22 protein-coding genes are annotated in these 23069 nt (G+C 45.7%); 20 read left to right on the forward strand and 2 right to left on the reverse strand.

Features of this window, described 5'->3' with window-relative positions:
• Positions 1-83 precede the first annotated feature (83 nt).
• From Q1A08_RS10030 to Q1A08_RS10055, 6 genes are all read left to right on the forward strand, one after another.
• A complete protein-coding gene (locus Q1A08_RS10030; RefSeq protein ID WP_299772402.1) occupies positions 84-884 on the forward strand; it encodes a hypothetical protein in 801 nt (266 codons plus the stop codon).
• Positions 885-922: 38 nt separating this feature from the next.
• The gene (locus Q1A08_RS10035; protein WP_299772404.1) at positions 923-1405 is read left to right on the forward strand and encodes a hypothetical protein; all 483 of its coding nucleotides are present in this window, start codon (positions 923-925) and stop codon (positions 1403-1405) included.
• Positions 1406-1501: 96 nt separating this feature from the next.
• Entirely contained in the window at positions 1502-2161 is a 660-nt protein-coding gene (locus Q1A08_RS10040; RefSeq protein WP_299772406.1) for a hypothetical protein, read from the forward strand.
• 1660 nt (positions 2162-3821) lie between these two features.
• Positions 3822-4136 (forward strand): hypothetical protein, encoded by a 315-nt coding sequence (locus Q1A08_RS10045; RefSeq protein WP_299772408.1) that lies wholly within the window; start codon positions 3822-3824, stop codon positions 4134-4136.
• A gap of 1687 nt (positions 4137-5823) precedes the next feature.
• A complete protein-coding gene (locus Q1A08_RS10050) occupies positions 5824-6375 on the forward strand; it encodes a PAS domain-containing protein (protein WP_299772409.1) in 552 nt (183 codons plus the stop codon).
• A gap of 5 nt (positions 6376-6380) precedes the next feature.
• The gene (locus Q1A08_RS10055) at positions 6381-7889 is read left to right on the forward strand and encodes a methyl-accepting chemotaxis protein (protein WP_299772411.1); all 1509 of its coding nucleotides are present in this window, start codon (positions 6381-6383) and stop codon (positions 7887-7889) included.
• 318 nt (positions 7890-8207) lie between these two features.
• Here Q1A08_RS10055 and Q1A08_RS10060 read toward each other — a convergent pair whose 3' ends face one another.
• Together Q1A08_RS10060 and csrA are read right to left on the reverse strand one after the other, a co-directional pair.
• Positions 8208-8645 (reverse strand): hypothetical protein, encoded by a 438-nt coding sequence (locus Q1A08_RS10060; RefSeq protein WP_299772413.1) that lies wholly within the window; start codon positions 8643-8645, stop codon positions 8208-8210.
• A 112-nt stretch (positions 8646-8757) separates the two neighbouring features.
• Entirely contained in the window at positions 8758-8964 is a 207-nt protein-coding gene (gene csrA / locus Q1A08_RS10065) for a carbon storage regulator CsrA (protein WP_299772415.1), read from the reverse strand.
• Between the two features lie 126 nt (positions 8965-9090).
• Here csrA and Q1A08_RS10070 point away from each other — a divergent pair, with 126 nt between their 5' ends.
• The 14 genes from Q1A08_RS10070 (at position 9091) to Q1A08_RS10135 (ending at position 23068) form a co-directional block, all read left to right on the forward strand.
• On the forward strand, positions 9091-9348 hold the full coding sequence (locus Q1A08_RS10070; RefSeq protein ID WP_299772417.1) for a helix-turn-helix domain-containing protein: 258 nt from the start codon (positions 9091-9093) through the stop codon (positions 9346-9348).
• A gap of 1272 nt (positions 9349-10620) precedes the next feature.
• The gene (locus Q1A08_RS10075; protein ID WP_299772418.1) at positions 10621-13179 is read left to right on the forward strand and encodes an AAA family ATPase; all 2559 of its coding nucleotides are present in this window, start codon (positions 10621-10623) and stop codon (positions 13177-13179) included.
• A gap of 174 nt (positions 13180-13353) precedes the next feature.
• Positions 13354-13644 (forward strand): restriction endonuclease, encoded by a 291-nt coding sequence (locus Q1A08_RS10080; protein WP_299772420.1) that lies wholly within the window; start codon positions 13354-13356, stop codon positions 13642-13644.
• A gap of 593 nt (positions 13645-14237) precedes the next feature.
• Positions 14238-14378: a hypothetical protein gene (locus Q1A08_RS10085; RefSeq protein ID WP_299772422.1), complete on the forward strand. Its 141-nt coding sequence runs from the start codon at positions 14238-14240 to the stop codon at positions 14376-14378.
• A 1011-nt stretch (positions 14379-15389) separates the two neighbouring features.
• Positions 15390-16256 carry a phage integrase N-terminal domain-containing protein gene (locus tag Q1A08_RS10090; RefSeq protein ID WP_299772424.1) on the forward strand — a complete coding sequence of 289 codons (867 nt, stop codon included), beginning with the start codon at positions 15390-15392 and terminating at the stop codon, positions 16254-16256.
• 171 nt (positions 16257-16427) lie between these two features.
• Positions 16428-16754: a hypothetical protein gene (locus tag Q1A08_RS10095; RefSeq protein ID WP_299772426.1), complete on the forward strand. Its 327-nt coding sequence runs from the start codon at positions 16428-16430 to the stop codon at positions 16752-16754.
• A gap of 102 nt (positions 16755-16856) precedes the next feature.
• Positions 16857-17669, forward strand: a complete 813-nt coding sequence (locus Q1A08_RS10100) for a hypothetical protein (protein ID WP_299772428.1) — start codon at positions 16857-16859, stop codon at positions 17667-17669.
• Complete coding sequence (locus Q1A08_RS10105) at positions 17666-18475, forward strand: TIGR03759 family integrating conjugative element protein (RefSeq protein WP_299772429.1); 810 nt, start codon at positions 17666-17668, stop codon at positions 18473-18475. Before Q1A08_RS10100 ends, Q1A08_RS10105 begins: the two co-directional genes overlap by 4 nt.
• Positions 18472-19002 carry a transglycosylase SLT domain-containing protein gene (locus Q1A08_RS10110; RefSeq protein WP_299772431.1) on the forward strand — a complete coding sequence of 177 codons (531 nt, stop codon included), beginning with the start codon at positions 18472-18474 and terminating at the stop codon, positions 19000-19002. The genes Q1A08_RS10105 and Q1A08_RS10110 overlap by 4 nt, the downstream gene beginning before the upstream one ends.
• Positions 19002-19514: an integrating conjugative element protein gene (locus Q1A08_RS10115; protein ID WP_299772433.1), complete on the forward strand. Its 513-nt coding sequence runs from the start codon at positions 19002-19004 to the stop codon at positions 19512-19514. Before Q1A08_RS10110 ends, Q1A08_RS10115 begins: the two co-directional genes overlap by 1 nt.
• 47 nt (positions 19515-19561) lie before the next feature.
• Positions 19562-21592 carry a type IV conjugative transfer system coupling protein TraD gene (gene traD, locus Q1A08_RS10120; protein WP_299772610.1) on the forward strand — a complete coding sequence of 677 codons (2031 nt, stop codon included), beginning with the start codon at positions 19562-19564 and terminating at the stop codon, positions 21590-21592.
• Positions 21592-22320, forward strand: a complete 729-nt coding sequence (locus Q1A08_RS10125) for a TIGR03747 family integrating conjugative element membrane protein (RefSeq protein ID WP_299772435.1) — start codon at positions 21592-21594, stop codon at positions 22318-22320. Before traD ends, Q1A08_RS10125 begins: the two co-directional genes overlap by 1 nt.
• A gap of 115 nt (positions 22321-22435) precedes the next feature.
• Positions 22436-22669, forward strand: coding sequence for a TIGR03758 family integrating conjugative element protein (locus Q1A08_RS10130; RefSeq protein WP_299772437.1), 234 nt, complete (start codon positions 22436-22438; stop codon positions 22667-22669).
• 24 nt (positions 22670-22693) lie between these two features.
• The gene (locus Q1A08_RS10135; RefSeq protein ID WP_299772439.1) at positions 22694-23068 is read left to right on the forward strand and encodes a TIGR03745 family integrating conjugative element membrane protein; all 375 of its coding nucleotides are present in this window, start codon (positions 22694-22696) and stop codon (positions 23066-23068) included.
• Position 23069 lies beyond the last annotated feature (1 nt).

A 23069-nucleotide genomic window follows, 5' to 3' on the forward strand; every position in this document is an offset into this window, starting at 1 on the left:
ATAGTATGAAATATTCTCGTCATCCCTTTTTTCCCTGTTAAAGTCCGCGCTCTTTTTACAACACAAATGAGAGGGTAAAGTCTGTGAGTCGTTGTTCTGAATTGGCCACTATGTTGTTCAGTTTGCTGTGTCTAACTTCGTCGGCGAATGCCGGTGTTTTCGATCAGTTAAAGGATAGATTGAAAAGTGAATCAGAAAAGGCGGTAAAAGAAGCGCTACCAAAATCTTCGGGGCGAACAGCGCGTGTGGAAGATTCTGCTCAATCAGCGTTAGCCACCTTGAGCCTAGAAGGAGGGCCTAGCGAGACACTCACCTCCATGACGAGCTGCACAAGTTTAAAACCCCTTAATATCGTAACAGGATATCTGGGCGAATATACCTTTCAAAGTGGTTTTAGCAAGGAAACGCGCTCTGGTCTTATTCAGCGAAAAGCTGGAAAGCTACAGGGAGATTGTATTCTTCCTTCGTTACAGTCTGGCCAGGTTGCCTATATGGAAGTCGATACCGCTGCGTATGAAGCTATGGGTAATTCAAGTGATTGGGCCATGCAATGTGTCCGATCAGAAAACCCTGAAGCCGGCGCACTCAGTGAATCAGAACCGAGGACGGAAGCAGTCTATTCCGTGTCTGCGCTCAGTGGTAAAGACATGATGTTGCACTGTGGGAGTTCGGAGGAAACAAGCGAGTGTGCAGAAGGGAGTAACAGCGCTCGAAGCAGTGCCTGGAGTGAAAAATTGAGAGAGAACGGAAAAACTATGCTCAGTATTCGAGCCTTTACCAGCACCTTAGCACCTGTGGGGGGCGAGAAGTTGTATTGCCAGTATTATAACAAAAAGGCAAAGAAGAGTTTGTTTGCATTTGAATACATCCGATTACGTAAGTAATCGCTTTTATCCTCTATCCTCACTAAATGGTACGAATTATGAAAAGAACTACTGTTAAAACCCTGTTTCGTTGGGCGTTGGCCCTATCTTCTCTGATGTTGGTACAGGTTGCTAGCGCTCGAGCCACAATTAGTGACATGCAATCGTGTCAGGGCTTGATCGATTTTTTGCAAATTAGAGTCAATAGTACAAGCAACCGCTTTCAGAAGACGGATATCAATACGATACTCACAGGCCTAGAGGTTTATGATCGATATATTCAGAACCATATCGTAACACCAGGTTTATTGTCTTTTAATCAGGGTGATGAGAGCAAGGCTGAAACAATGCAAGACAAAGTCGATGAGTATAAAAAGTCTCTTGTCAAAGGCTACCAGCAACGCTTCCCTGAAAACAAGCTATATATGGACTTCGCTGTATCTTTGAATAATTGCGCTCAAAAAGCTGTCCCGCAGGGTGCAGAACTTGAGGCATTTAAGTCATCAATCTTGACTTTGGTTAATATCACTAAGAACCAATAAAAATCCTTTCATTGAACCTATTTTGCCACTGCCTTCTTTCGGTCAAAAACCTGGAGGGCTACCGCTTCATGTACCTAAAATTTGGAATTCCTTAAAATGAAACGTTATTTAGCTTTATTTTTCTTTACTGCTTTCATCATTAGTCCAGGTGCTATGGCAACGCAGTACATATACACATGGAGCACTACTACGAATGGAGGGTCAACTGGTGATTTTTCTGGCCCAGCGGGACGTCCGGTAGTGGTAAGTATTACCTTGGATAACGGCGGAACTACGAATATTAATCAAACCTGGACTAGTGCTCAAATTGTTGAAGTCTCGTTTAGCCTAAGTGGTAATATCCTATCATCTATGAATCCCAGCCTACCTGGCCATACATTGACTGCCACCCCGACGTCAATTTTACAAAGTGACGGAGCTGGAGATCTAAGTGTAATGCCCAATTCCATTAGTGGTGCCTTGGCCAGTCAGGTTTCGGTAACGCCTGGTAGCGATACTGACCCGGTAGATGAATGGTATATAAACGCTGCAAATGGCATTTATTTCTCTGATCTACGCAACAATGACTTGAGTGTAGCTAATGTTATTCAAAATAACTCGGCTGCAAGTTGGCAGCAGGGTGGCAGTGTGCCATCTCCAGGTGCCCCGTCAGCTGCCCAGGCTGTGCCAACTTTTCCGGCTTTCGCTGTATTTTTGTTGTCGTTAATTATAGGTGCCGCTGGAGCTCGGGCTCATCGACGTAAGAAAGTAATGTGATGGTACTCATCAAATGTAACCGCATATAAACTTCAAGTGGCGATTCGATCGGAATGTGAAGATTTAATCGCCACTTGCTCTTACAAACTCTGTGTGTCAGCTATATTAGCAGGTAGGCGAACGCCGTTTGTTTGGTCACTGGAGTAACTTTTTATTGCTAACATTTTCGTCTGGCGTTATAGATTTATTTTTTAGTATAGCTGTACGTCGTACCGTCTGTATATCCAGTTTTATCTCGATAAACTTACCTTGCCAGTGTTTAACCGATCGAGAGCGCGGGCTCTTTGGGTTTGTATAAAATTCCTGCTATAAATTAAATTTATCGAAGTTCGAATGCCAAATGTTCTTTGCTTCGGGGATAATCTATCGAAGAATAATCTCGGTTGAAATTTGTTAAGGATTTATTGTTAACGTCAAAGTTAGATTTCGTTTTGAGCGTGTTGTGCAAAGCTGTCCGCGCAGTGATAAAGCGGCGGCTGCATCCGAACCAAGTTATTGGTTTATGTAACGTATACTGTGAAAGGTAAGGAAGCGCTGTTACGCTATTTCTAGGTATCTAACTCTAGAGTCTACTGATATTGCTGATACTGGACTGTCGGTGATCAACAAAGGGGCGGCGTGTCTGGGGTAAATATTGAAAATACGATATATCAATCACTCGGCCAGTATTTTCAAAAAGAGCACGGGCTTATCGCCTTGTTCCTTGTAGAGATCAATGAGGTTGGGCGCAACCTCTCAACAATTTGAATAATTGAAGCAATGTTAATGGATGGTAAGCATTAGTCCAGTGCATTCACAGGGAAGGCGATATTGCTGGAAGTTGAATCACCGAATGAGTTGGGGTGTTGGTTGTGATTAGTGCCAGTGTCGAGGTTGCCCCACTGGTATTATCGAACTCTACAACTTGGACTCATTGTTCTGTTTGAACGAACATTTTAGCCGAGTGCTGATATTATGATTTGAGCTTCGATATAGTGCAGCACATATTTGCATCTTGAACCGAAGAGCTTCGAGTGTATTTCAGGCATGTTTAAAACAATTGCTTCACTACATTGATCATATTCCTCATTTAAAGCTAGGCGAATAAACGATGCCCGGTAATGAATGGCTACCCTTGAATCGTTTTCAGAAAGTTACTTGTCACGGATGGCTTGCTTTGACTTTATCTCTTTACGCGTACTGTTTGAACCCATTTGAATAAGAGCTCTAATTCCAGTGAGTCAGCATTTGCTGAGCTCTCGATTATCCTTGAACTTCAACGCCGCACTGGCCCCCAGTGATGGCTAGAATGAAAACTGGTATGGGCCTATGAAACCTTCGGTATGTATGTCGATAGTGAGTAGGTTTCTATAGGTTTGGTTTGTTATTAGGTATTCGTCTAAATCATTATTGAAATAATTTAGGGTGATACCTATACTTCGGTAATTGACTAGACATAAAAGGGTAGGGTAACAGGGATGAAAAAAAGCCGCCAAGTAAAGGCGGCTGAAGGGTCTTAGGGTGTTCTTTTCGCTTGATTGTAAAGGGCGCTCGCTGGTTGGTAATGCCCCATATTACCAATATTAATAGCACCGATTGTCGACTAAACAAGCATTCTTTGTCAAAAAGTACTAGTTTTAGTTAGTTGTTCTTTTTTGGAATCAAGAGTCAGGAGGCAGGTATGGCTGTAGATGTTTGTGAGAGAACTAAGCGCTCGGACATATTGCTCACTGCTTTGGGCGCAACTGAAGGGGCTGGCTTGTTGAGTACTAGGCTGGTTGATATCAGCTCGCAGGAAGGCTATATCCTAGAATGGTTTTCTATTGCTGAAGACATTCAAAGACTCAAAGATCAAAAAGATCGCATTATCGCTACCATCCAGTCGGGTCATGCGGATTGTCAATTGGAGCACTCCACCTCTGAATATCTAGGTAAGGGATTGAATCTAACGCTTAGGGTGCAATTGCCCAAGGACGGGGTTCGCTTTCGAGGTTAACTGCTCATTGTCGGTGATCATAAATGCATTGCCGTAATGCAGGGTCTAGGAGCTTATTGCTCATTATCTAACAATAAACGGTCCCTTTAGAATTTCATTGCATGCCGTTTTTGCTATTCCACTATTTTGTTTTCTATTTGAAGTGAAATCTGGATTCGCTCATCTTTAGGTTTAAGTAAGGCGCTGCTATCTCAATATTACTTAGAGTTGAGCTTAATAATTCTACCTGGCTTGTGGCGTGCGATGGAAGTCTGTCTATCTTAGGGTTGCTGCTCACCAACATTGCGTGGTGTTAGGTATCTTAAAAAGACTCGTCCTTGAGTATCGTTACTTTCCATATATCGCAGTTATATCTTATATTCTAATAAAGAATAATATATAGGTGCTTATTACCAATTGGGTGGCGACTTGGTTCAGTCAAAAGTATGGCTTGGCGTTTTGGTCATCGAGTGTAATTGATTGGGCTACTACCCTTAGAGCATGGTGCTGTGCGCTAAGGGCAGGGGTGTCTAGAAGCAAAGCGTAAAACAGCCGCCGTAACAGGCGGCGAACGCTCATAGAATTATCGTTGTTGAAACAACGAAGCGCATCATTCAGGTTGGTTTAACCCGGTAGACCTTCAACACCGACTATAAAAAAAGCCGCTGAGCGGCAGCGGCTAACAGGTCTTTATGCATAGGGGGCACAAAGAAGGGAGGTACAACACAATCTTCAACGAAGCCTGGCAGGCAATGTATTCGAGTCAATATCATTCTAGTGCTTTTGACTTAATGCTGTGTGAATGCGGCTAGAATGAGCAAAGATTCGTGTACTTTTCTGGCAATATCTTGAGCGGGTGGTTTTGTCTGTGTGACCGTTCAAACCGGTAAAGAGGTTCAATAATCCAGGGAGTGAGGAGGCCCGGCGCGACACACCCTAAGGGAGGGAGTGTTAGCAACTTTTGATTTTTCTTCGGTCTAGGCGTGGGCGTACAGTGACGCTGTAAGTTCTACTTCCCTCGTTTGAGGTTTTAGAGAGCCATTCTTCGACGATCTGAGCATCCTGTATATTAAAAATCCCTAGACTTAGACGTTTTTTCACCTCGGCTTCACCGAGCCTATCGAGTTCAGCCCACAGTCCTTTGTCGCGGTTTACCATTTCGGTGCGCCTCTTGGGTTATGTGCCCATCATCCTTGAGTGACGTTATACGGACATTGCTGTGTGAATGGCCCTTGTGTTGTGGCCTTGTATGTAAGTGTTTCGACACTGTAGGTGGGTGAAGCGGTAGAAGCAAAACCCAAAAGGGGTTGCGTGCGATTTTCTTGATCGAGATTAGGTTGTTTTCAGTTTTTGTCAGGGTAATCATCTTTCGCTGTGGTTGTTTTGCGGCTACGAAAGACAACACCTTTATAAAGCTTTGTTGCCGTCAGGAAAAATAAACCAAATGAGGCCTTGAGGTTTTATTATTTCATGAGGAATAAAAAGTGCTGTAATCCTGAAGCGTGAGTCGTCAAAAAAGCTGGCTATTGAGAACTTAGGTGACAGTTTAAACAAGGAAAAGAAATCCAGATTCCCGTTCAGCGTAAAGTTGGCGCGCCTTATTGTTTTGCTTGCCATGTAGTGTTCAAGAATTTATTTGACCTGTCGATAGTCGTGAGAGACAGCTAAGTAAGTTTGACAAATTAGCTTTAACGCTCAGGAGGGATCCATGGTCATAGCACAAGGTAAGCGCCCGAAAATCACCGCAATCAATAAAGAAATAGAGCTGGCTGATGACGACCTCATTGTCAGTAAGACCGATGTGACGGGAAAAATTACCTACATCAATCGCACGTTTATGCGTATCTCTGGCTTTGTTGAAAAAGAACTGATTGGCATACAGCACAATGTTATCCGTCATAAGGACATGCCGCGAGGTGTCTTCCGAAAAATGTGGGCAGACTTAAAGGACAACAAAGAATTTTTTGGCTACGTCAAAAACCTTTGCAAAGACGGATCCTTCTACTGGGTGTTTGCCAATGTGACTCCCGACTTTGATGAGTCAGGCAATCTCAGAGGCTACTATTCCGTAAGACGTAAACCCGGGAGGCAGGCCGTACAACTGGTCGAAAGCCTTTACCAGAAAATGCGTGAAGAAGAGAAGCAAGGCGATAAGAAGTCGGCCCCCGATCGCTCTTGGCGGTTGGTTGATCAGCATTTGGAAAAAGAGGCCGTTTCCTACAACCGTTTTATGGTAGAGCTGGACGCTAACAGGGAGTAAGCACAATGAGTATTGCCGCACATATAGAAAATACCGACGAGCGTCGAGTCAGCGCCCGAATTCCCTTTTTAAAAACCAAGGCGCAAGTGATGCTCTGGGGAGCAAGCGTGGTTATTCTTTTGAATAATGCTTTGTTCTATCTCTTTGTGACTCCTAACGCTTGGTTATGCCTGGCTCCTATGATGGTTTTTATCTTCGCTTTTTTAGGTAATCAGATCGTTAACAAGGCGTTTTACACCATGGATCAGGTGTTTTGCACAATTCGATCCGCCAATAAAGGGGGATTTAATAAGCGCATTGTGGACACTGTTGGTATGGGGGAGCTGGGTATGGTGGCTTGGGAACTGAATGATTTTCTGGATTATATCGAATCCTATTTCAAAGAGGTCAACAGTTGCTTTGCTCATGTCTCCAAAGGGTCCTATGAAAGAACGGCCTTGTATCGTGGCCTGCCCGGGCAGTTGGGACGTTCTCTGGTGTCCATCAATACCAGCATCGATCGGATGAAAGATGGGATGGATCTATTGGCCGCCAATGAACTCCATTCGGAGTTGCACAATTTAAACACCACCAACCTAATTAAGAACTTAAAGGTTAGTCAGGTCGACCTGAACCGGATTAATCATGAGGTCCGATCGGTTGAGAAAATCGCTTTCGAAAACGGTAAGGCCGCAAAAGAGAGTCACCGAGAGGTCAACGCGATGTCCGCGCGACTGGGAGAAATCAATAGCAGTATTCAGGACGTGGCGGCGGTGGTTGCTGAGCTGGGCGAAGACAGCAAAAACGTTTCTGAATCCTTATCAATCATTGCTGAAATTGCCGACCAGACCAGTTTGCTGGCACTCAATGCTGCTATTGAAGCGGCGCGAGCTGGAGAACAGGGGCGAGGCTTTGCGGTGGTCGCCGAAGAAGTCAAAGGTCTATCAAACCGAACAAAAGAATCGGCATCCAGTGTGTCGACTATCATCGGTGGCTTCAGTCACCGGGTGCAGGAAATGATTGAAAAGGCCGAAAGCTCCAGTGTGGCCGCAGCTGAAATGAGCAAACAAGTGGAAACCTTCAAGAACCAGTTTGTCGGATTCTCAGATTCTGCGGAGAAAACCAGTAACTATGTACTCAGCGCAAGGGATTTAACCTTTGGCGCACTTATGAAAATCGATCATGTCATACTGAAGCAAAACGGATACCTGGCCATGGACGATACCAAAGATCGTGCTAAGGAAATCGAAGAGCTGAGTGTTGATCATAGCGGTTGTGAGTTAGGTCAATGGTACAGCAGTGGGGAAGGTTTTCAGCATTATTCAGGCTTGGCGGCCTATGGCAAATTGGAATCCCCACATCGAGACCTGCATCAATCCTTGAGGACCGCGGTGAGTTTTCGGGAATTAAACTGGCGGCATGACAAAGAGGTCCGCGAAAGTATCATTGCGCAAATGAAACGCGTGGAAGAGGCCAGTGAAATTCTATTAGGTAATATCGATGCCCTAATGAGCGAAAAAAAACAAATCAGCTAAATCGTACGATTGAAGTGTGAGACTGTATGTTTTGTTGATAGCGCCTATTGGGAACAGATTTGACTCACTTGCCCACGGTCAACGATGTGCCGTAGCGTAATCATAACTTCGCTGTTCAAGACTAAAAGATATGGGGGCAAGGAAATGGGGCTCTTGCCGGAACAGTTGTGCAGCCGCATTGTCGTTGTCTGAAACCGGTGCCGAAACGTTGATTCATCGTTTTTTAACTATGCTTGCGTCATACAAAGAGGAACGTTTACACATTGTCATTGTATTGGCTCGATGTTTAGGTGTCCTCTTTTACCTGTGTGCAGGTTTCTACTTAATGGCAATGTCTTTTAGCGTCTCTAGAAACGCAGTAATATCCATTCCTGCCTGTAGCGCGGCTTGGCTCAATAATTCTTCTTGATGGGGAGGCTCAAGGGTTTCGATGGCCTGGATTAAACCGGATATCAGCGATTGGTTTTTGGTTTGTTGATCCAGTTCCAGATGCAGTTCGTTGAGGCGTGCACTCACATAGGTTAAGGCGCTTTGTATGAGTGCATTCACCCAGTAGTAGCCAAACATGGCTTGTTCAGAAAGCCCGCCATTCTCATCTCCGATCTCCAAGCTATTAACCATTTCAATGACAGAATTGGCCTTGTTGACGGCATCTAGGCAGTCAGTCAGGCTCGCAGGCTGACTGGATTGCTCAAAAAACGGGTGCAAAGGCAGGGGGCAGAAAGGTTCCCCGTCACCCGATGACTTTATGTCCATATCGTTCTCCAAAGTTCTACACGCTCAGAACCAAAAGAATGTTACGCCAGCTAGCCGCAGCGAAGCCCACCCACCCAAGTATGGTTACTGGTGATTTGTCCGCGCACAAACATCAACGTTTTAGAACGGTTGGGTTTTTGTGTGTCGACGTTTGGCGTTCATGTTGTATGCGTTGGTAAATCTCTTCCCGGTGAACCTCAATGTCTCTCGGGGCATTGATGGCTACTTTTACCTGGTTTCCTTTGATCGCAGCGATGGTTACGGCCACGTTATCGCCGATTTTTAGGGTTTCGCCGATTTTTCTTGAGAGTACGAGCATGTCAGTCTCCTGCTTTTATCCTTGCTTTCCATTAAGATGATACCTTATATTATTAAAATACGCACTATAGATCGTAGTGAGCGTGCAACTATTAGGTGAAAATTGCGCTCTATGGAGCGTAACGATTTGAAAGATAAGATAAAATCAGATTTTGCTAATCTCTTAAGCGATCAAAGAAAAAGCCAATCTGAGACCCAGGAGGGGCTAAGCCGTAAGGCTGGGCTGAGTTTGCGCTTCCTGCAAGATCTTGAAGCTGGAAGAAAGCTGCCATCAATTGAATCCATCATCCGCTTATGCATGGCGCTAAAAATAACCCCAGATGATTTACTCGTTCCTATTATGATGGCCAACAAGGATGCTTTAGATTCAAACGAGCCGTCATAGACATCAAGAGACTTAGCTGAAAAGTAGGATGCACAACGCTTTAAACGAACACGTTCAAAGCCATGAAAAAGGTTAAAAGGACATGACCACAACGATTCAAGTAGCAACGATTCCAGCAAAACCGCGTCACTACAAACATGTAGTGACGCGGTATTCAATCCCAATCCCCATAAGGCCTAGCCCCTATTTTCCCGAAGTGATGCAAGGATTACGAGGGGAACGAATTCATTCTCCCTCTAAGATACCTCCAAGCAAAACTTTCATGTGTGGCTATTGCACCCTCAATAGCAAAACTGCCCTAAACAGGGCCTTCCCAGCTGAGTTTTACAACAGTGAAAACAAGGCAACCACCAACAGAAAGGAGAACTATCGACATTCAAACCCTCAATAAATCTTAGCCCCAACAAGACACGCTAAGGTTTACGGCAAATTGCCAAATGGGAGTGGTGTCCCATGCCCTTGGATGAAATCTGATTTCATCACTCTATTGCCCTAAAGCTCTAGACTGGCATAAACACTGACCAATTTAGAATTTTTAATGCATAAAACTTGGTCAGGCCTCTGAACTTCCCTGGCTTTGCTAGGCATTCAAAAGAGTAAAATGCAATTCAAGAAGAAGGTCATATGAGCAAGGGAAAACTATACACATAGCAGCCCTCAGCAGATCAATTCAGTTGATGACCAAACTGAGATCGCCGTCTTAAAGTCGAGCTGATACGCATCATCGAGGGGCGTAACATTTTAAAGAAGACCGCAAAGTACTTTGCAAGCAGCGCGAGTAAAGTACACCTTCACTCGTGATAATTAGTGTGGATATTCCAACAAATAACATATGCGGTGTATTCGAGCTACACCGAAGTGGGTTTTATGTTTGGCTACGGAATCCTTATCGGGTGTAGATGTAGGGGGCAACGGCTGCATTAGCTGATCAAGGATTTTTATGTAACTAGTGGAGGTACTAATGGCGGTACTTAGATTCACCTCAATCCGTGTAAAGCTGGCGAAAGCTGTAGCGTTCATCAGGAAACTGGCCGGTCAGGAACGGAGCAAAAGTTACAATGTGACGGGGATTTCTGTCACAACAACGCAAGATCTGATTGAGTGGAATACCACGGATTGAGTGTTGAAGAAATTGGTATGATTGTAATCGGTCCTGTTTCCCACTTTTTAGGTTTTATTTGACCTAACAGCTAAGATTAAAGAGTTTTAGCAAGGACTTGCCTTAAAAAGTGTATTTTAATACCCGAACTATTTAAATGGATTGAAATTAGTATGAATGATGTGAATGCAGAATTAAAGGAGTGGGTAAGCAACCAGCCTTATTGGATTCAACTTGCGGCGACTAAATTGTATACACAAGAAGAGGTGAGCGATACTCTAATCGATGAGTTACTGGCACTATTAAAAACGGAAGATGGGCAATCGAAAGAAGAAAAGATAGACCTGTCAGGTGTATTTGAAGGAGTTGCCCCTGAGACGGGCGACCTTCGACTGGTGTCCATTGGAGATATTGAAGGCATTGATGCATTGGCGCCCCGGCACCCACTTCCTTTTTCACCTGGGTTGTCCGTTGTATATGGTAACAATGGTTCTGGGAAATCAGGTTACACGCGGATTCTGAAGAAGCTATGTGGCAAGCCAAATGCCGTAGATCTGCAACCTAATGTTTTTAAAGCGGCACCACAGAATAGGCAGTGTACCGCTGTTGCCTCGGTCAATGGTGAGGAGAAAACCTTTGTTTGGCCAGCTAATGGACACCCAATAGAAGATTTGTTACCGGTTGATGTTTTCGATAGCCAAACCGGGTTTTTCTACATCGATAAGGAACAGGAGATCAGCTATGTTCCCAATGAGGTGGCGCTGTTTAAGCAGTTGGTTAGTATTTTCAAAAGGTTACAACAAAAGTTAAAGACTGAGCAAGCTGCACTTAGTACAAAACTCCCTGCTAAGCCTCCAGAGTTTGGCGATACACCTTACCTTAAAGCGATGTTTCATCGCTTACGACACGATACCGACATTACAAAGGTTGAAGAGTATTTCCATTTTTCTGATGACGATGCCCGAACGTTGATGCAACTGGAGGAGCGTTTATCTGCTGCGCCACAGGACCTAGCGAGCAAAAAGCAAAACCGGAAAACTCAGCTTGAAAACCTGATTAAGCAAGTGACGTCTGCTGCCGGACTCGTATCGATGACCGCAGTCAACGTTTTTGAACAGCTAGAGCAGGATGCGCTACAGAAACGTGAGACTGCTAAACAGGCCGCTGAAGCCATTGAAAAGGAGACCAGTTTTGAGGGCTTTGGCAATCCAGTATGGAAAGCGATGTGGGAAGCTGCGCGCAGATATTCCCAACAACATGCCTATGTTGAGGCTGTCTATCCTGCTGTAGAGCCTGGCGCAAAGTGTGTGCTTTGTGAGCAGGACTTGGATGACGCGGCAAAACATCGTCTGGTTACATTCGAAAGCTATGTTACCGGTGAACTGGAGTCGTCGGCGACCGCTGCCGAAACGGCGTATCAGCAAGCGTTGGGCAGGTTACCGGAAAAGCCGGAAAAACCAGCATTGATGACAGCACTTCAGGCGGCCCAGCTGAACGAAACCGAATGGCTGCCGGTTTTCCAAGCTGTTTGGGAGGAAATCGAAAAGGTCGTTAACAGCGAGAAGAACCGGGCCCGTGAAGAGCGTTTGTATTACGATCTTCCACCAGACACTTTTAAAACGCTTCTGTCGTTAGTCGAAGGCTTAAATTTAGAGGTTGACCAGCATAATAAAGACGCTGAAGCCTTTGATAAGGTTACCCTAGCCACTCAGATCAGAGAGCTGAAGTCGAAGCTGTGGGCGAGTGGCTACATTCAGGCCATTCGGGATGAAATCGCGGAGTTACAGAAAAAACATGCCATCGAAGGATGGCTCAAATCCGTAAATACAACGGCGGTTTCGAATCAGGCTGGTCGCGTGTCTAAAACAATTGTAACCGAAGCATTTGTTAACCGGTTTAATAAGGAGCTAAGGCTTCTGGGGGCTTCTAGAGTGAGTGTGGAGCTGGTGAAGACCAGAATGGATCTCGGGAGTGTCCAGCACCGAATTCAATTACATGGGCTCAATCCACAGCATAGTCATAGTAAGGCCGCTCAGGTGTTAAGCGAAGGTGAACAACGGATTGTGTCACTGGCAGCCTTTCTGGCGGATGTGACAAGTAAGCCAAATTCAGCGCCCTTTATTTTTGATGACCCTATTTCATCGTTAGATCAAACTTATGAAGAACATACGGCGAAGCGTTTAGTCAACTTAAGCGCTGAAAGACAGGTTATTGTCTTTACACATCGACTCAGTTTATTGGGTCAGCTGATTGAAAAAGGCAATGCAGATTATCGACATATTCGACGTGAGCCCTGGGGATGCGGTGAACATGGGGATCTGCCACTCTTTGCTAAAAAACCAATTAATGCAGTTAAAAACCTGAAAAATGCCAAGCTCAGTGCGGCCAGAAAAGTCTTGGATCGAGACGGTTATGATAGCTATTACCCCTTGGCAAAGGCTATTTGCAGTGACTTTAGAATATTACTTGAAAGGATCATTGAAACGGACTTTCTCGCCGATGTGGTTGCGCGACACCGTAGATCGGTGACTACACAGGGAAAATTTCATAAGCTGGCCAAAATAACCCCTGATGACTGTACGTTCATTGAAGGGCTGATGGGTGAATTTTCCTGCTTCGAGCATAGCCAATCTGAAGAGCTGCCCGTAGAGGTTCCAGATCCGGATCAACTGGATGAGGTGCTGACCAATGTTATTGCATGGCATGAAGAGTTCAGCAAGAGAGCAAGTTAGGGTTGATTTTGAATGTCGACCTTCAGTTGTCTCTGAGCGATATGGTGCGACAACGAGGTAACATTAGAACAAAGACTGTTGCTGAGGTGCGCACTGGTTTTCTGTGTTTTTTCCGCTGCAACCAAATCAGCCAAAAATGAGACGTTGTAAATTTCAAGTAAGTTGAGAGTCAAAATGGAAGAAGCTATTTTAACGCGGGAGTTGTTTGAGGGTTTAGTGAGGCGGATTCTTGAAGCGAATAATTTTCACATATCCCCTGATGATAAAGAAGGTGATAGGGGGTTTGATTTCTTGGGCAAACTGAGTGGTGAAAGCTGGGCTATAGAAGTTAAGTATTATAGAACAGCAAGGGTTAAACCATCTCTAATTGAGTCCGCTGCAGCGCGAGTAATAAATAACGGAATTGGTAGTCAAGCTGATCGGGGTATGCTGGTTGTATCTAGCTTCCTTCCTGACGATATATGACTTTCCCTTGAGGATAAATTTAATATTGCTTTTGTAGATCAAATAGACCTAAGAAACTTAGCAGCTGCCAATCCTCAGCTAATTGATGAACTAGATGCACTGTTAGAGCTTGGGCCGGAATATATTGAAGGGAAAAGGGCTAATAAAAGTAATCTATATGATGCTAAATTCAAATTATCTGCGGCTTCGAGTCCTCAAGTTGATACGATGGGAACAGATCTTTGCAAGGAGCTTAAAGCATTAAAAAGAGGGAAAAAACTTGGCCTGATTACGAACGCATCTGTGAAAGAGTTCTCAAATACCTGTTTCCAAATGACCTCCAAGGTTGGCATAAACAAAAAAGTACAGATGGGGGGAATAGATACGATTTTGTTTGTAGGGTTCGTCCAAATACAGAATATTGGCGCTTCCTTATAGATCACTTAAATAGCCGTTACGTTGTTTTTGAATTTAAAAACTATTCAGAAAAAATTAAGCAAGGCCAGGTGATTACGACGGAGAAATACCTTCTAGAACGAGGATTAAGAAAGGTTGCAATCATTTTTACTCGTCTCGGAGCAGATAAAAATTCAATCACAATGATGCAAGGTGCTATGCGAGAGCACGGAAAGTTGATCTTGGCCTTGGATGATGAGGCTGTATGCAAAATGCTGCATATGAAGGAGGAAGGGGAAGATCCAACAGACTTTTTGTTTAATTTGACTGATGATTTCCTGCTATCCTTGTCACGTTAGAATTATAACAAGCCCAGGAAGACTTGGAAGATACAGATCTATGCAAGCTTCAGTTTTGAAGCGTAAGTGCAGGTGGTATCACCGGCCAGGCTGAATCTGAATTAGGTTCTTTTTCACCTGTGGACAGGGTGAATGACCAAAAAGCTCGACTAAAAACTGCGAATAAGGTGTTAGTATTTTACACGTTGTGACTAATATCGATGTTAGTGAATTCGATTTTGCGGGTGTCTTTGGGGGAATCTGTATAATAGATTACTACAACGATAGTGTAATATTCTAAGAGCCCACATAAGGCTTGGGTCAGTAACATCACTTGCGCACGAATTTTAAAGGCTTTTGCATGTTGCTGCGGCTATAGATTTGTTCTTATTCCGCATTGTAGGTTACGTTACGGAGAAGCTTGTTGTGAAATTAGTGGGTGTCTCTTTGACTCTTAATTGTTGTGGATCTATCTTGTAATGCAACTCATAGAGCCTATATTGACTTGGAATGTGTTTAGGCTAAAACTTGATTAGTATTTTTTACTATTAGATGTGCACTGTAAACACTGGGTGCTAGGCAGTAGAAGTTAGGGACTCTCAGGAACAGCTCACAAATTGCTGATTTTTGGCAGGCTCTTGAAGAAGCTAATGTTTAAAATGTTAATGCACCCGAAGTGCTTTTATATAATGGGTGGGTGGTTGTAAGTATTTGAATATGTTAGAAAGATTTATGCTCGATCCTAGCTTGTCACCTGTTGGTAAGAAACTGTGGGTATGAGTGATGACTATGTGCGGTCTATTTTCTAGCCTTAAAGAGGCGAGAGGTGGTGGCTAAGATCAACAGGAGACGCTCATCGAAATTCAATTCCTTACGTAGTTTCTCTTTTCCCTTCGGGAGAAGGGTAGGGTTTGAAGCTATCATGCGAAGTGTCAACCGATTCGGGAAAGTTTATTGTTTTGGTGTAATTTTTTGGCTTTAACTTTATGGTTTTAGTTATTAGATTTCTGTTTCGTACAAAAGGGACGGGACATGAAAACTCTAAATTATCAGCTGAAAGGCTTATGCACCCAGAATAGAGATGGCAGTGTTTCAACTCAGTTGAACAGGAGTAAGATTTTACAATCAATCGCCGATCAATTGGCTGTTCTTGGGTATCGTCGAATGAATGTCACTTCACTGAAACCAAAGCATGTAGAGGCGTTGGTTGACAGCTATTCCAAACAGGACTTATCACCAGGAACCGTTAAAAACAGGATGTCAGCTCTGAGATGGTGGGCTTCGAAAGTTGGTAAGTCCAACGTTGTGGCTAAAGACAATGCCCACTATGGTATCGAGTCACGTGTTTTTGTCACCAACACCTCTAAATCCAAAGACTTAGATTTAGAAAAACTGTCGAAAATCCAAGACCCCAACTTAAAAATAAGCCTCCAGCTTCAACGAGCCTTTGGCCTCCGGCGAGAGGAGGCGATTAAATTTATCCCTTCCTACGCAGATCAAAAGACCTTTATCAGACTCAAGTCAACATGGTGTAAGGGCGGTAAGGCACGTGAGATTCCCATTCGTACTGATGAGCAACGGGAAGTTCTTAAAAAAGCACATTTGATAGCCGAAAAGGGCTCCCTTATTCCGCCGCAGCTTATGTACGTTCAGCAAATGCGGCTCTATGAGCGTGAAACCCAAAAAGTAGGACTTTCCAAACTGCATGGTCTGCGCCACCGGTATGCCCAAATTCGATATGAGGAACTCACCGGGCGCAAACCACCTACCTGTGGAGGTAAAACCAGCAAAGAACTCACTGAGCAAGAAAAGATCGATGACCAAGTTGCAAGATACGCCATATCTCAAGAGCTCGGCCACGAAAGGGAGCAAATTACTGCAGTATATTTAGGTCGATAGATTTCAACTGTCGCTATTGCAGACTCAATAGTGGTTTAACAGCACCTAGCTGTCTCCATATGATCCGAACTGTTCGTTTCTAACACAGATACGTATTTCGGCATCTTCACCCTACGGGAAAGTAACTTTCCCTAAGGAGTTGCTCTCCCTCCACCGGCTGGGAGGTCGACTATGGAATATCTAGAAATACGTGGTGCGGTAGAGCTTAAACCAGAAATCAACAAACCTCTGGTGAGGGCTATCCTTTCTCGACTCGCTAAAACCCGTTTTAGCGATGATGGAAAACTCCGCATCACATTGCGTCAGCGTAAGCTGTCGATCGAGGCCGAAGGCACTTTGTCCGACAGCCATACACTTCGAAGCCTGTTCACCGCGTTGCAACCGCAATTGTCCGAACACTCTATGATTGGTATCTCCCGCATACGTTGGGAAACACTGATCGTACTTCGATTATCACAATCCCTTTCCCAGCTGGAGCTCATCCCCCAGAGCGCTTAGTTTGGGAACACCCTTTAACCCTAGCTCACTAGCTGGGGTTCTTTTTATTTTCCAGAACAGATGTAACGAATACACCTTATAGCTCTCGGGTCGGGGATTACTATGTCTGTCCAATTCATCAAGGACAGTGTAACGACAATGTGGAGATTTTTATTTTTAGGTTTGGTTTTTCTTAGTTCAGTGGTTGTTGCCGGCGGTAGCCGAACACTAAACGAAGGGTTCAGGCCAAAGGAAAGTGCTTGCGCGAAAGGCAAGCTGATTTGTGCGGATGGTAACGTTGATTTGCGTCTGCCAACTGACCAGCACTCCGTAATACAAGCGTTGGTCTTTGCGCTTAATCTCAAAGGTTATTTAGTCGATCTGGATTTTGAACAGCACCCAGAGCAATACGTATTGTTTTCTTTGAATGTTCCTGAGAACTTCAATAACCGACGCTACTCAAGCTTGGATAAGGTGCTGCAGGCACTCATTGGTCAGGCATTTCAGTACCGAGTTAACCCGGTAACTCGCGAGGTCGTCTTTTTCCTTAAGAAACGATATCAAGATTATCTTAACGAAAAGGATATTGAGAGAGCCAAGAAAGCATGGGAAAGCAAAAAACAGCTTGGGGCTTACAAAAACCTGCTTTCCCGAGAGGCAACTGTATTCGGCTATGGTCCTATTAAGAAAGGGGAGACCCTGGGCGGGGTTCTGGGCAAGATTCCACTCAATGGTTTATCCATCGAACAAGCCATGGTTCAAGTGTTTAAAGCGAATACGCCATCTTTTATCGGTGGCAATATGAATCAACTCAGAGTAGGTTCCACTTTAACCATTGGCCCACTTGATATGGGAGCCTCCCCAGATCGTAATCAAGCCAAGAAAATTGTTCTAGCCCATTATCAACGATGGATTGAAGCGAGGGTCGAAAAATGAGGCTCTTGATTATTCTGATTTGCTCCTGTTGTTCAATTGTTTCTTTTAAGGCTAGCGCGTCAGGACAAGAGCAAGCTCTTTCCGAAGCAATCACGAGTGAGGTAGAGGTCTCGAAGGCGATCAGTCTCAACGCCAAACGCTGGAATATAGAGCCTTCTGAATATCAACGATACACCGAGTTGCTGAAAGGCCCACTAGGAAAATGGAACCTTAATATCGATCCTATACTGGCTTTGGGAATGTTTGCTGACAGTCCCGCTGAACGCCAGCGCTTTGCTGAACTGTATGCACAGCAGGAGTTTAAACTGACGCAGCGAACATTGCAGTTTCAGTCAGCGTATCGACAAGCCTTTAACCGCCTGTATCCCAATCAACCTGTAATTGATTCAGAAGGGCTCGTGCCTTTTCGCGAAAATAGAGCGCTACGTAAACAAAGCTATAAATCCATTCAGAACCTATCCTCTAAATTGATAACGGGCGACCAGGTCTTCGTGTTCTTTTCGAAGCAATGTACGAGCTGTCATTCGAACCTGAGTCGCCTTATACAGATAGCCCAAAACATTAAAGGGGTTACCGTTCGGGCTTTTATTCTCGAGGCTAGTAGCGATAGTGATGTGGTTACGTGGTCTAAGAACAACTCTCTACCGGGTGCCTGGCTTGAGTCTGGCCTCCTGAGCTTGAATCGCGATGAAGGCCTTTTAACTAGACTTCGCCGCCAATCCGGAAATCGCTTTCGACTAGCACATCCCATGTACCTGTTACGAGAAGGGCGGTACTACGACGTGAATATGGAGATGAAGTTGTGAGTGCTGTTGCGATCAGTGTTCTGTCTGGCGTAATGAGTCTGGGTGATATTGAACCTTCAGTTGAGTCTATTCCGTACGCTTATTTGGCTGTCGCGGAATCTCATCAAGTACCCGCTGATTTACTCTTTTCAATTGCACTGGCTGAAAGCGGCCGCCCCTTCGACAATAAGTCCTTGCCTTGGCCGTGGGCGCTCAACATTCACGGCTTGCCTGTTTACTGTCAGACAGAGAAAGAAGCGTTGAAAGCTATCGAAACCGCGATTCAGCGGGAACAGCAGTTAGACATTGGATTAATGCAAATCAGTTGGCGTTGGCAACAGCATCGCTTTGAGTCATTTCAGGAAGCGCTCATTCCAATGCGTAACTTACAAGCCGGCGCTGAGGTACTCAAAGAACAATATGAACACAGCCAAGATTGGTGGGTTGCTACGGGTCGCTATCATGACCCGGGCCAAGATGCTGAATCCTTGGCAAGTGCTGAAGCCTATCGTGAGCGGGTAAAACGTATTTGGGCTGGGAGGTTTTAATGAGATTAAAACTACTGAGCCTTTTAGTTGTGAGTAGTTTGACTGCGCTGTCATTAATCGATGTCTCTGCCAGTTCCAACAAGCTGATCGTCATCTACGATTCGGGCAATACGAAGCCCATCGATCTGTATCTCCCCAAATCCATCAAAAAGCCAAAACCGAGCAACCAGAAGGCTTTGCCGTTGCCGTTTAAACTGCCTATCGATACTCCGAGTATGAGCCCAGGTGGGTTGGAGGCGGTTGATAAGAAGCTACCGTATCTGAATCAGCCATTCTTTTTGATAGGCGCCGATACATTTTCTAAACAGTGGCTGGTTGACCGTCTCGCCGATCTTAAAGCGATCAATGCCGTGGGCTATGTGGTTGAGGTAAAGACACTTGAGGAACTCAAGACATTGACTCAACTGGCGGATGGCATTCGCTTGGCACCGGTGTCTGGAGAGTTCTTCGCCCAGCAGCTAGGCATCCGCCATTACCCAGTCCTCATTTCAAACCAGGGGTGGGAGCAGTGACGGGTCGTTATGAGGTGGAGGTGCTACTGAGGCCATCGATTGAGTGGGTGTCGGCCTGCTGCTGTTTGAGTGCGGCGGGCCTCCTAGCGGTGTCTCCCAGCCTGTTTTTGATGACACCATCAGTGGCTTGGGCGGGGGCAATAGTACTTTTCGCCATGGCACTGTGGCGCGCCAAGCAAGCTTGGCAGATCGGCCAATATCAAAGGTGCTTAAGAGCCACGCCGAGATACAGTTTGAATGCTAGTCAGGTACCAATTAGTCAGCGATTTCTATTTCTTGGAAAAGGGTTCCAGTGGACCCAGACCCATACCGAGCGTTTGTATGCGGCTCGGGATAAGCGGGCCGAGAAGTATCTGAAACCACCAATCCTTAAACAATGGATCCAGCGCAAAGCGCTTGAGTGGGAGCATCACCCTTTCAGGGGGGCTTTCATGCGCTGGATCACCCAAGATTCCGTCCTGAATCCATTTTCACCTCCGTTGGCCACCGGAGGCGACCCTGTCATCCACGGGGTTGGGATCAGGGCGGAAACCAATGCCATGATGCCTCTCAGTGAACGAGTGGGGCATATGGTGGTGGTTGCCCGTACCCGCCATGGAAAAACCCGATTGGCAGAGCTGCTAACCACCCAAGATATCCATCGCAAAGGCAACTGTGTCATTGTTCTGGATCCGAAAGGGGACGCGGATTACCTGAAGCGCATCTATGTTGAAACACAGCGGGCTGGGCGCCTCTTGATCATCTTCCATTTGGGGTTTCCCGAGAAGAGTGCAAGGTACAACGCGATAGGCTCATTCTCTCGAATAACCGAGGTTGCAACCCGTATTGCCAATCAGCTGCCCTCTGAAGGGGATGCCAGCGCGTTTAAGGAGTTTGCCTGGCAATTTATCAATGTCATTGCAGTGGCCTTGGTTGCCCTGGGAGAAAGGCCGGATTTCAGGAAAATCCGACGTCATATCAGTGATATCGATACCCTTATTGTTGAATATGGTCGCTATTGGCTGGCTGAGAACGGCCCAGAAGACTGGCAAGATCAGCTGGAAATCCTCCTTGAAGAAACCCAGCCCAAACACCTGAGTCGAGGAGAGCAGGGGAAGGACTTTGAGGCGGTCATCATGGTTCGCTATTTGAGGGAACTTGGTGACGTTGACCAGGTGCTGGAGGGGCTGATTTCAGCCTTTCGCTATGACCGTGAGTATTTTCAGAAAATCACGGTAGCGGTAAAGCCGTTCCTCGAAAAGCTCACGACCGGGGCTATTGCGGATGTACTGGCCCCGAATATCAATGATGCCCGTGACAACAGGCCTGTTCTGGAGTGGGCTCAGGCCATACGGAATCAGGCGGTGGTCTATGTCGGGCTGGACGCTCTGACGGATCCTGAAGTGGCCAGCGCGGTAGGGGCTTCCATGTTCAGCGATCTTACAAGCCTGGCCGGCCATATCTATAAACACGGGATTTACCCTCCCAACCCTGAACCACAGGCGCAATCGACCGGCAGCCCCTTGGAAAACCCCGACATTATCATCCATGGTGACGAGTTCTCCGACCTGATTGGCCCTCAGTTTAAAACCTTGATCAACAAGAGCGGTGGTGCGGGGTATCAGTTGAACCTCTACACCCAGACCTGGAGTGACCCCATTGCTGAATTAGGCAGTGAGGCCAAAGCGGGGCAGTTGGCAGGCAATATCGGGACAATGCTGATCATGGGGGTTAAGGAGGTGGCCACCTGTGAGATGTTCACCAAGCAGCTTCCAGAGGTCAGCATTAGCGAAATTATGGCTGTTTCGGGTGTAACTGACAGTGGTACAGACGATAACCCAGCCATCAGTTTTACGTCCAACAACCAAGACCGTATCAGCGTTAGCCGAGTGCCCATGATATCCCCAGCCGATATTGTGGCTCTACCCAAAGGCCAGGCCTTTGTCTTACTCAAAGGTAGTGAGCTTTGGAAGATCCGTATTCCTATGCCATCGAAAGCGGATGATGAAGCGTTACCCAATCAGCTTGAAAGCATGTTGGATCATATGCGTCAGAGTTACACTTCTGTCACGGATTGGCCGAGCTATCACGGCCGCTGATGCCCAAGCCCGAATACCCCCCGTCAAAGCGCCAATCCGCTGGGCTGTTTAGCCTAGCATTCTCGGGTATGACTCGGACGTTGGTTTGGTTGTTAACAGCGCTCTTGCTGTCCATTTTGATTGAGTGGATAGGTATGGTGTTTTGGTGGCCAGAGGAGGGTAGCAATCACGCCTTGTCCGTACTTGAGGCAGATGAAGCCTACTTAAGTCACCATTTGCTCAATAATCGAAGCTCTATAAAACAGTCCATCAATGACTACAAGCAAAAGCTGAAGCAATGGATCGAACTAAACGTCGATCGGCATAGTGAGGTCTGGCCAAGACTAAATAAAAAATGGGAATACAAATTGGATAAACAGCATGATCGACTGAAAGCCCTTTTTCAAAAAGCGCAGCCCTATTGGGAGGCAACGCAATATGTTTCTCAATCTTTCCTGATCCGATTGGTCGTGCTGGTTTTTTCGCTGCCGCCGTTTTTGGTGTTGAGTTTTGTTGGCCTTATTGATGGCTTGGTTGAACGCAATCTCCGGCGGTGGGGTGGTGGGCGAGAAAGCAGTAATGTATTTAACCTGGCACGGCGAAGTATTGGGCCCGCCTTCACCATGGCTTGCGTGATTTACATCAGCTGCCCTGAAAGCATCAATCCGATTTATATCGTGTTGCCATTTGCTGTGCTGCAAGGCTGGGCAGTGAGAGTTGCAGCCCTTACCCTTAAAAAGTACTTCTAGTCCAAACACGACCTCTCGTTGAAAATAATTTCCTTCCGGGTTGGATCCTTCTTAATCGATAGGAACATTTAATCCGAACATGATGAACCCTCATTGTTGATGATTGAGTGACATCATGACCGCCGCACAACAACAAGCTTTTACGGATGCAACCTTGGGATTGAGTACGGGCGATTTTCGCCAGTTTATTCTGATCGTTTTGTTTTCTGTGTTGTACCTCTGGGTTGCCTGGCTGGCTTACGGTCAATGGAAAGCCTTTGAGAAAAATAAGATCGACTTATTCGATTTTATGTCGCGTGTAGTCCGCTCAATTGTCATTACGTTGGTCATGGGGTTCTTGTTGAAATAACCCAATTAATTTACAGGGCATATCATGCGCAGACTTTTTGCTTGGTTTTACTTGTGGCGGAACCACCTAAAACACCGCTGGACTTTTTTGTTGTTTTCGTTTCTTGCCATGCAGGCGAACGCTGATTTACCCACGCCCGTTGACCCCTCAAACGGCTCTCCGAACGGAAACTACCTAGTCTTTATGCAGGGCTGGACTGGGGATGCCATTGAATACATCGCGCTGGCGATTTCTGGCGCAGGTTTTTTGTGGGTGGGCTGGATACTATTGTCCAAGTTCAACGAAGCCCGCAGTTCCAATGATCCCGATTGGGGCTCAGTTGGATTGACGGCCGTGATTGCCGGTGTGCTTCTGGCGGTGGTGTCTTTCTTCCTCAACGAAGCGGTAGGCATCATTTGAT

Source organism: uncultured Pseudoteredinibacter sp., assembly GCF_947500695.1.
Taxonomy (GTDB): Bacteria; Pseudomonadota; Gammaproteobacteria; order Pseudomonadales; family Cellvibrionaceae; genus Pseudoteredinibacter.

Bases quoted from the DNA above. Each gene is read 5' to 3' on its own strand.
- Q1A08_RS10035 (WP_299772404.1), top strand. From the start codon at position 923: ATGAAAAGAACTACTGTTAAAACCCTGTTTCGTTGGGCGTTGGCCCTA.
- Q1A08_RS10040 (WP_299772406.1), top strand. From the start codon at position 1,502: ATGAAACGTTATTTAGCTTTATTTTTCTTTACTGCTTTCATCATTAGT.
- Q1A08_RS10045 (WP_299772408.1), top strand. From the start codon at position 3,822: ATGGCTGTAGATGTTTGTGAGAGAACTAAGCGCTCGGACATATTGCTC.
- Q1A08_RS10050 (WP_299772409.1), top strand. From the start codon at position 5,824: ATGGTCATAGCACAAGGTAAGCGCCCGAAAATCACCGCAATCAATAAA.
- Q1A08_RS10055 (WP_299772411.1), top strand. From the start codon at position 6,381: ATGAGTATTGCCGCACATATAGAAAATACCGACGAGCGTCGAGTCAGC.
- Q1A08_RS10060 (WP_299772413.1), bottom strand. From the start codon at position 8,645: ATGGACATAAAGTCATCGGGTGACGGGGAACCTTTCTGCCCCCTGCCT.
- csrA (WP_299772415.1), bottom strand. From the start codon at position 8,964: ATGCTCGTACTCTCAAGAAAAATCGGCGAAACCCTAAAAATCGGCGAT.
- Q1A08_RS10075 (WP_299772418.1), top strand. From the start codon at position 10,621: ATGAATGATGTGAATGCAGAATTAAAGGAGTGGGTAAGCAACCAGCCT.
- Q1A08_RS10080 (WP_299772420.1), top strand. From the start codon at position 13,354: ATGGAAGAAGCTATTTTAACGCGGGAGTTGTTTGAGGGTTTAGTGAGG.
- Q1A08_RS10085 (WP_299772422.1), top strand. From the start codon at position 14,238: ATGCGAGAGCACGGAAAGTTGATCTTGGCCTTGGATGATGAGGCTGTA.
- Q1A08_RS10090 (WP_299772424.1), top strand. From the start codon at position 15,390: ATGAAAACTCTAAATTATCAGCTGAAAGGCTTATGCACCCAGAATAGA.
- Q1A08_RS10095 (WP_299772426.1), top strand. From the start codon at position 16,428: ATGGAATATCTAGAAATACGTGGTGCGGTAGAGCTTAAACCAGAAATC.
- Q1A08_RS10100 (WP_299772428.1), top strand. From the start codon at position 16,857: ATGTCTGTCCAATTCATCAAGGACAGTGTAACGACAATGTGGAGATTT.
- Q1A08_RS10105 (WP_299772429.1), top strand. From the start codon at position 17,666: ATGAGGCTCTTGATTATTCTGATTTGCTCCTGTTGTTCAATTGTTTCT.
- Q1A08_RS10115 (WP_299772433.1), top strand. From the start codon at position 19,002: ATGAGATTAAAACTACTGAGCCTTTTAGTTGTGAGTAGTTTGACTGCG.
- Q1A08_RS10125 (WP_299772435.1), top strand. From the start codon at position 21,592: ATGCCCAAGCCCGAATACCCCCCGTCAAAGCGCCAATCCGCTGGGCTG.
- Q1A08_RS10130 (WP_299772437.1), top strand. From the start codon at position 22,436: ATGACCGCCGCACAACAACAAGCTTTTACGGATGCAACCTTGGGATTG.
- Q1A08_RS10135 (WP_299772439.1), top strand. From the start codon at position 22,694: ATGCGCAGACTTTTTGCTTGGTTTTACTTGTGGCGGAACCACCTAAAA.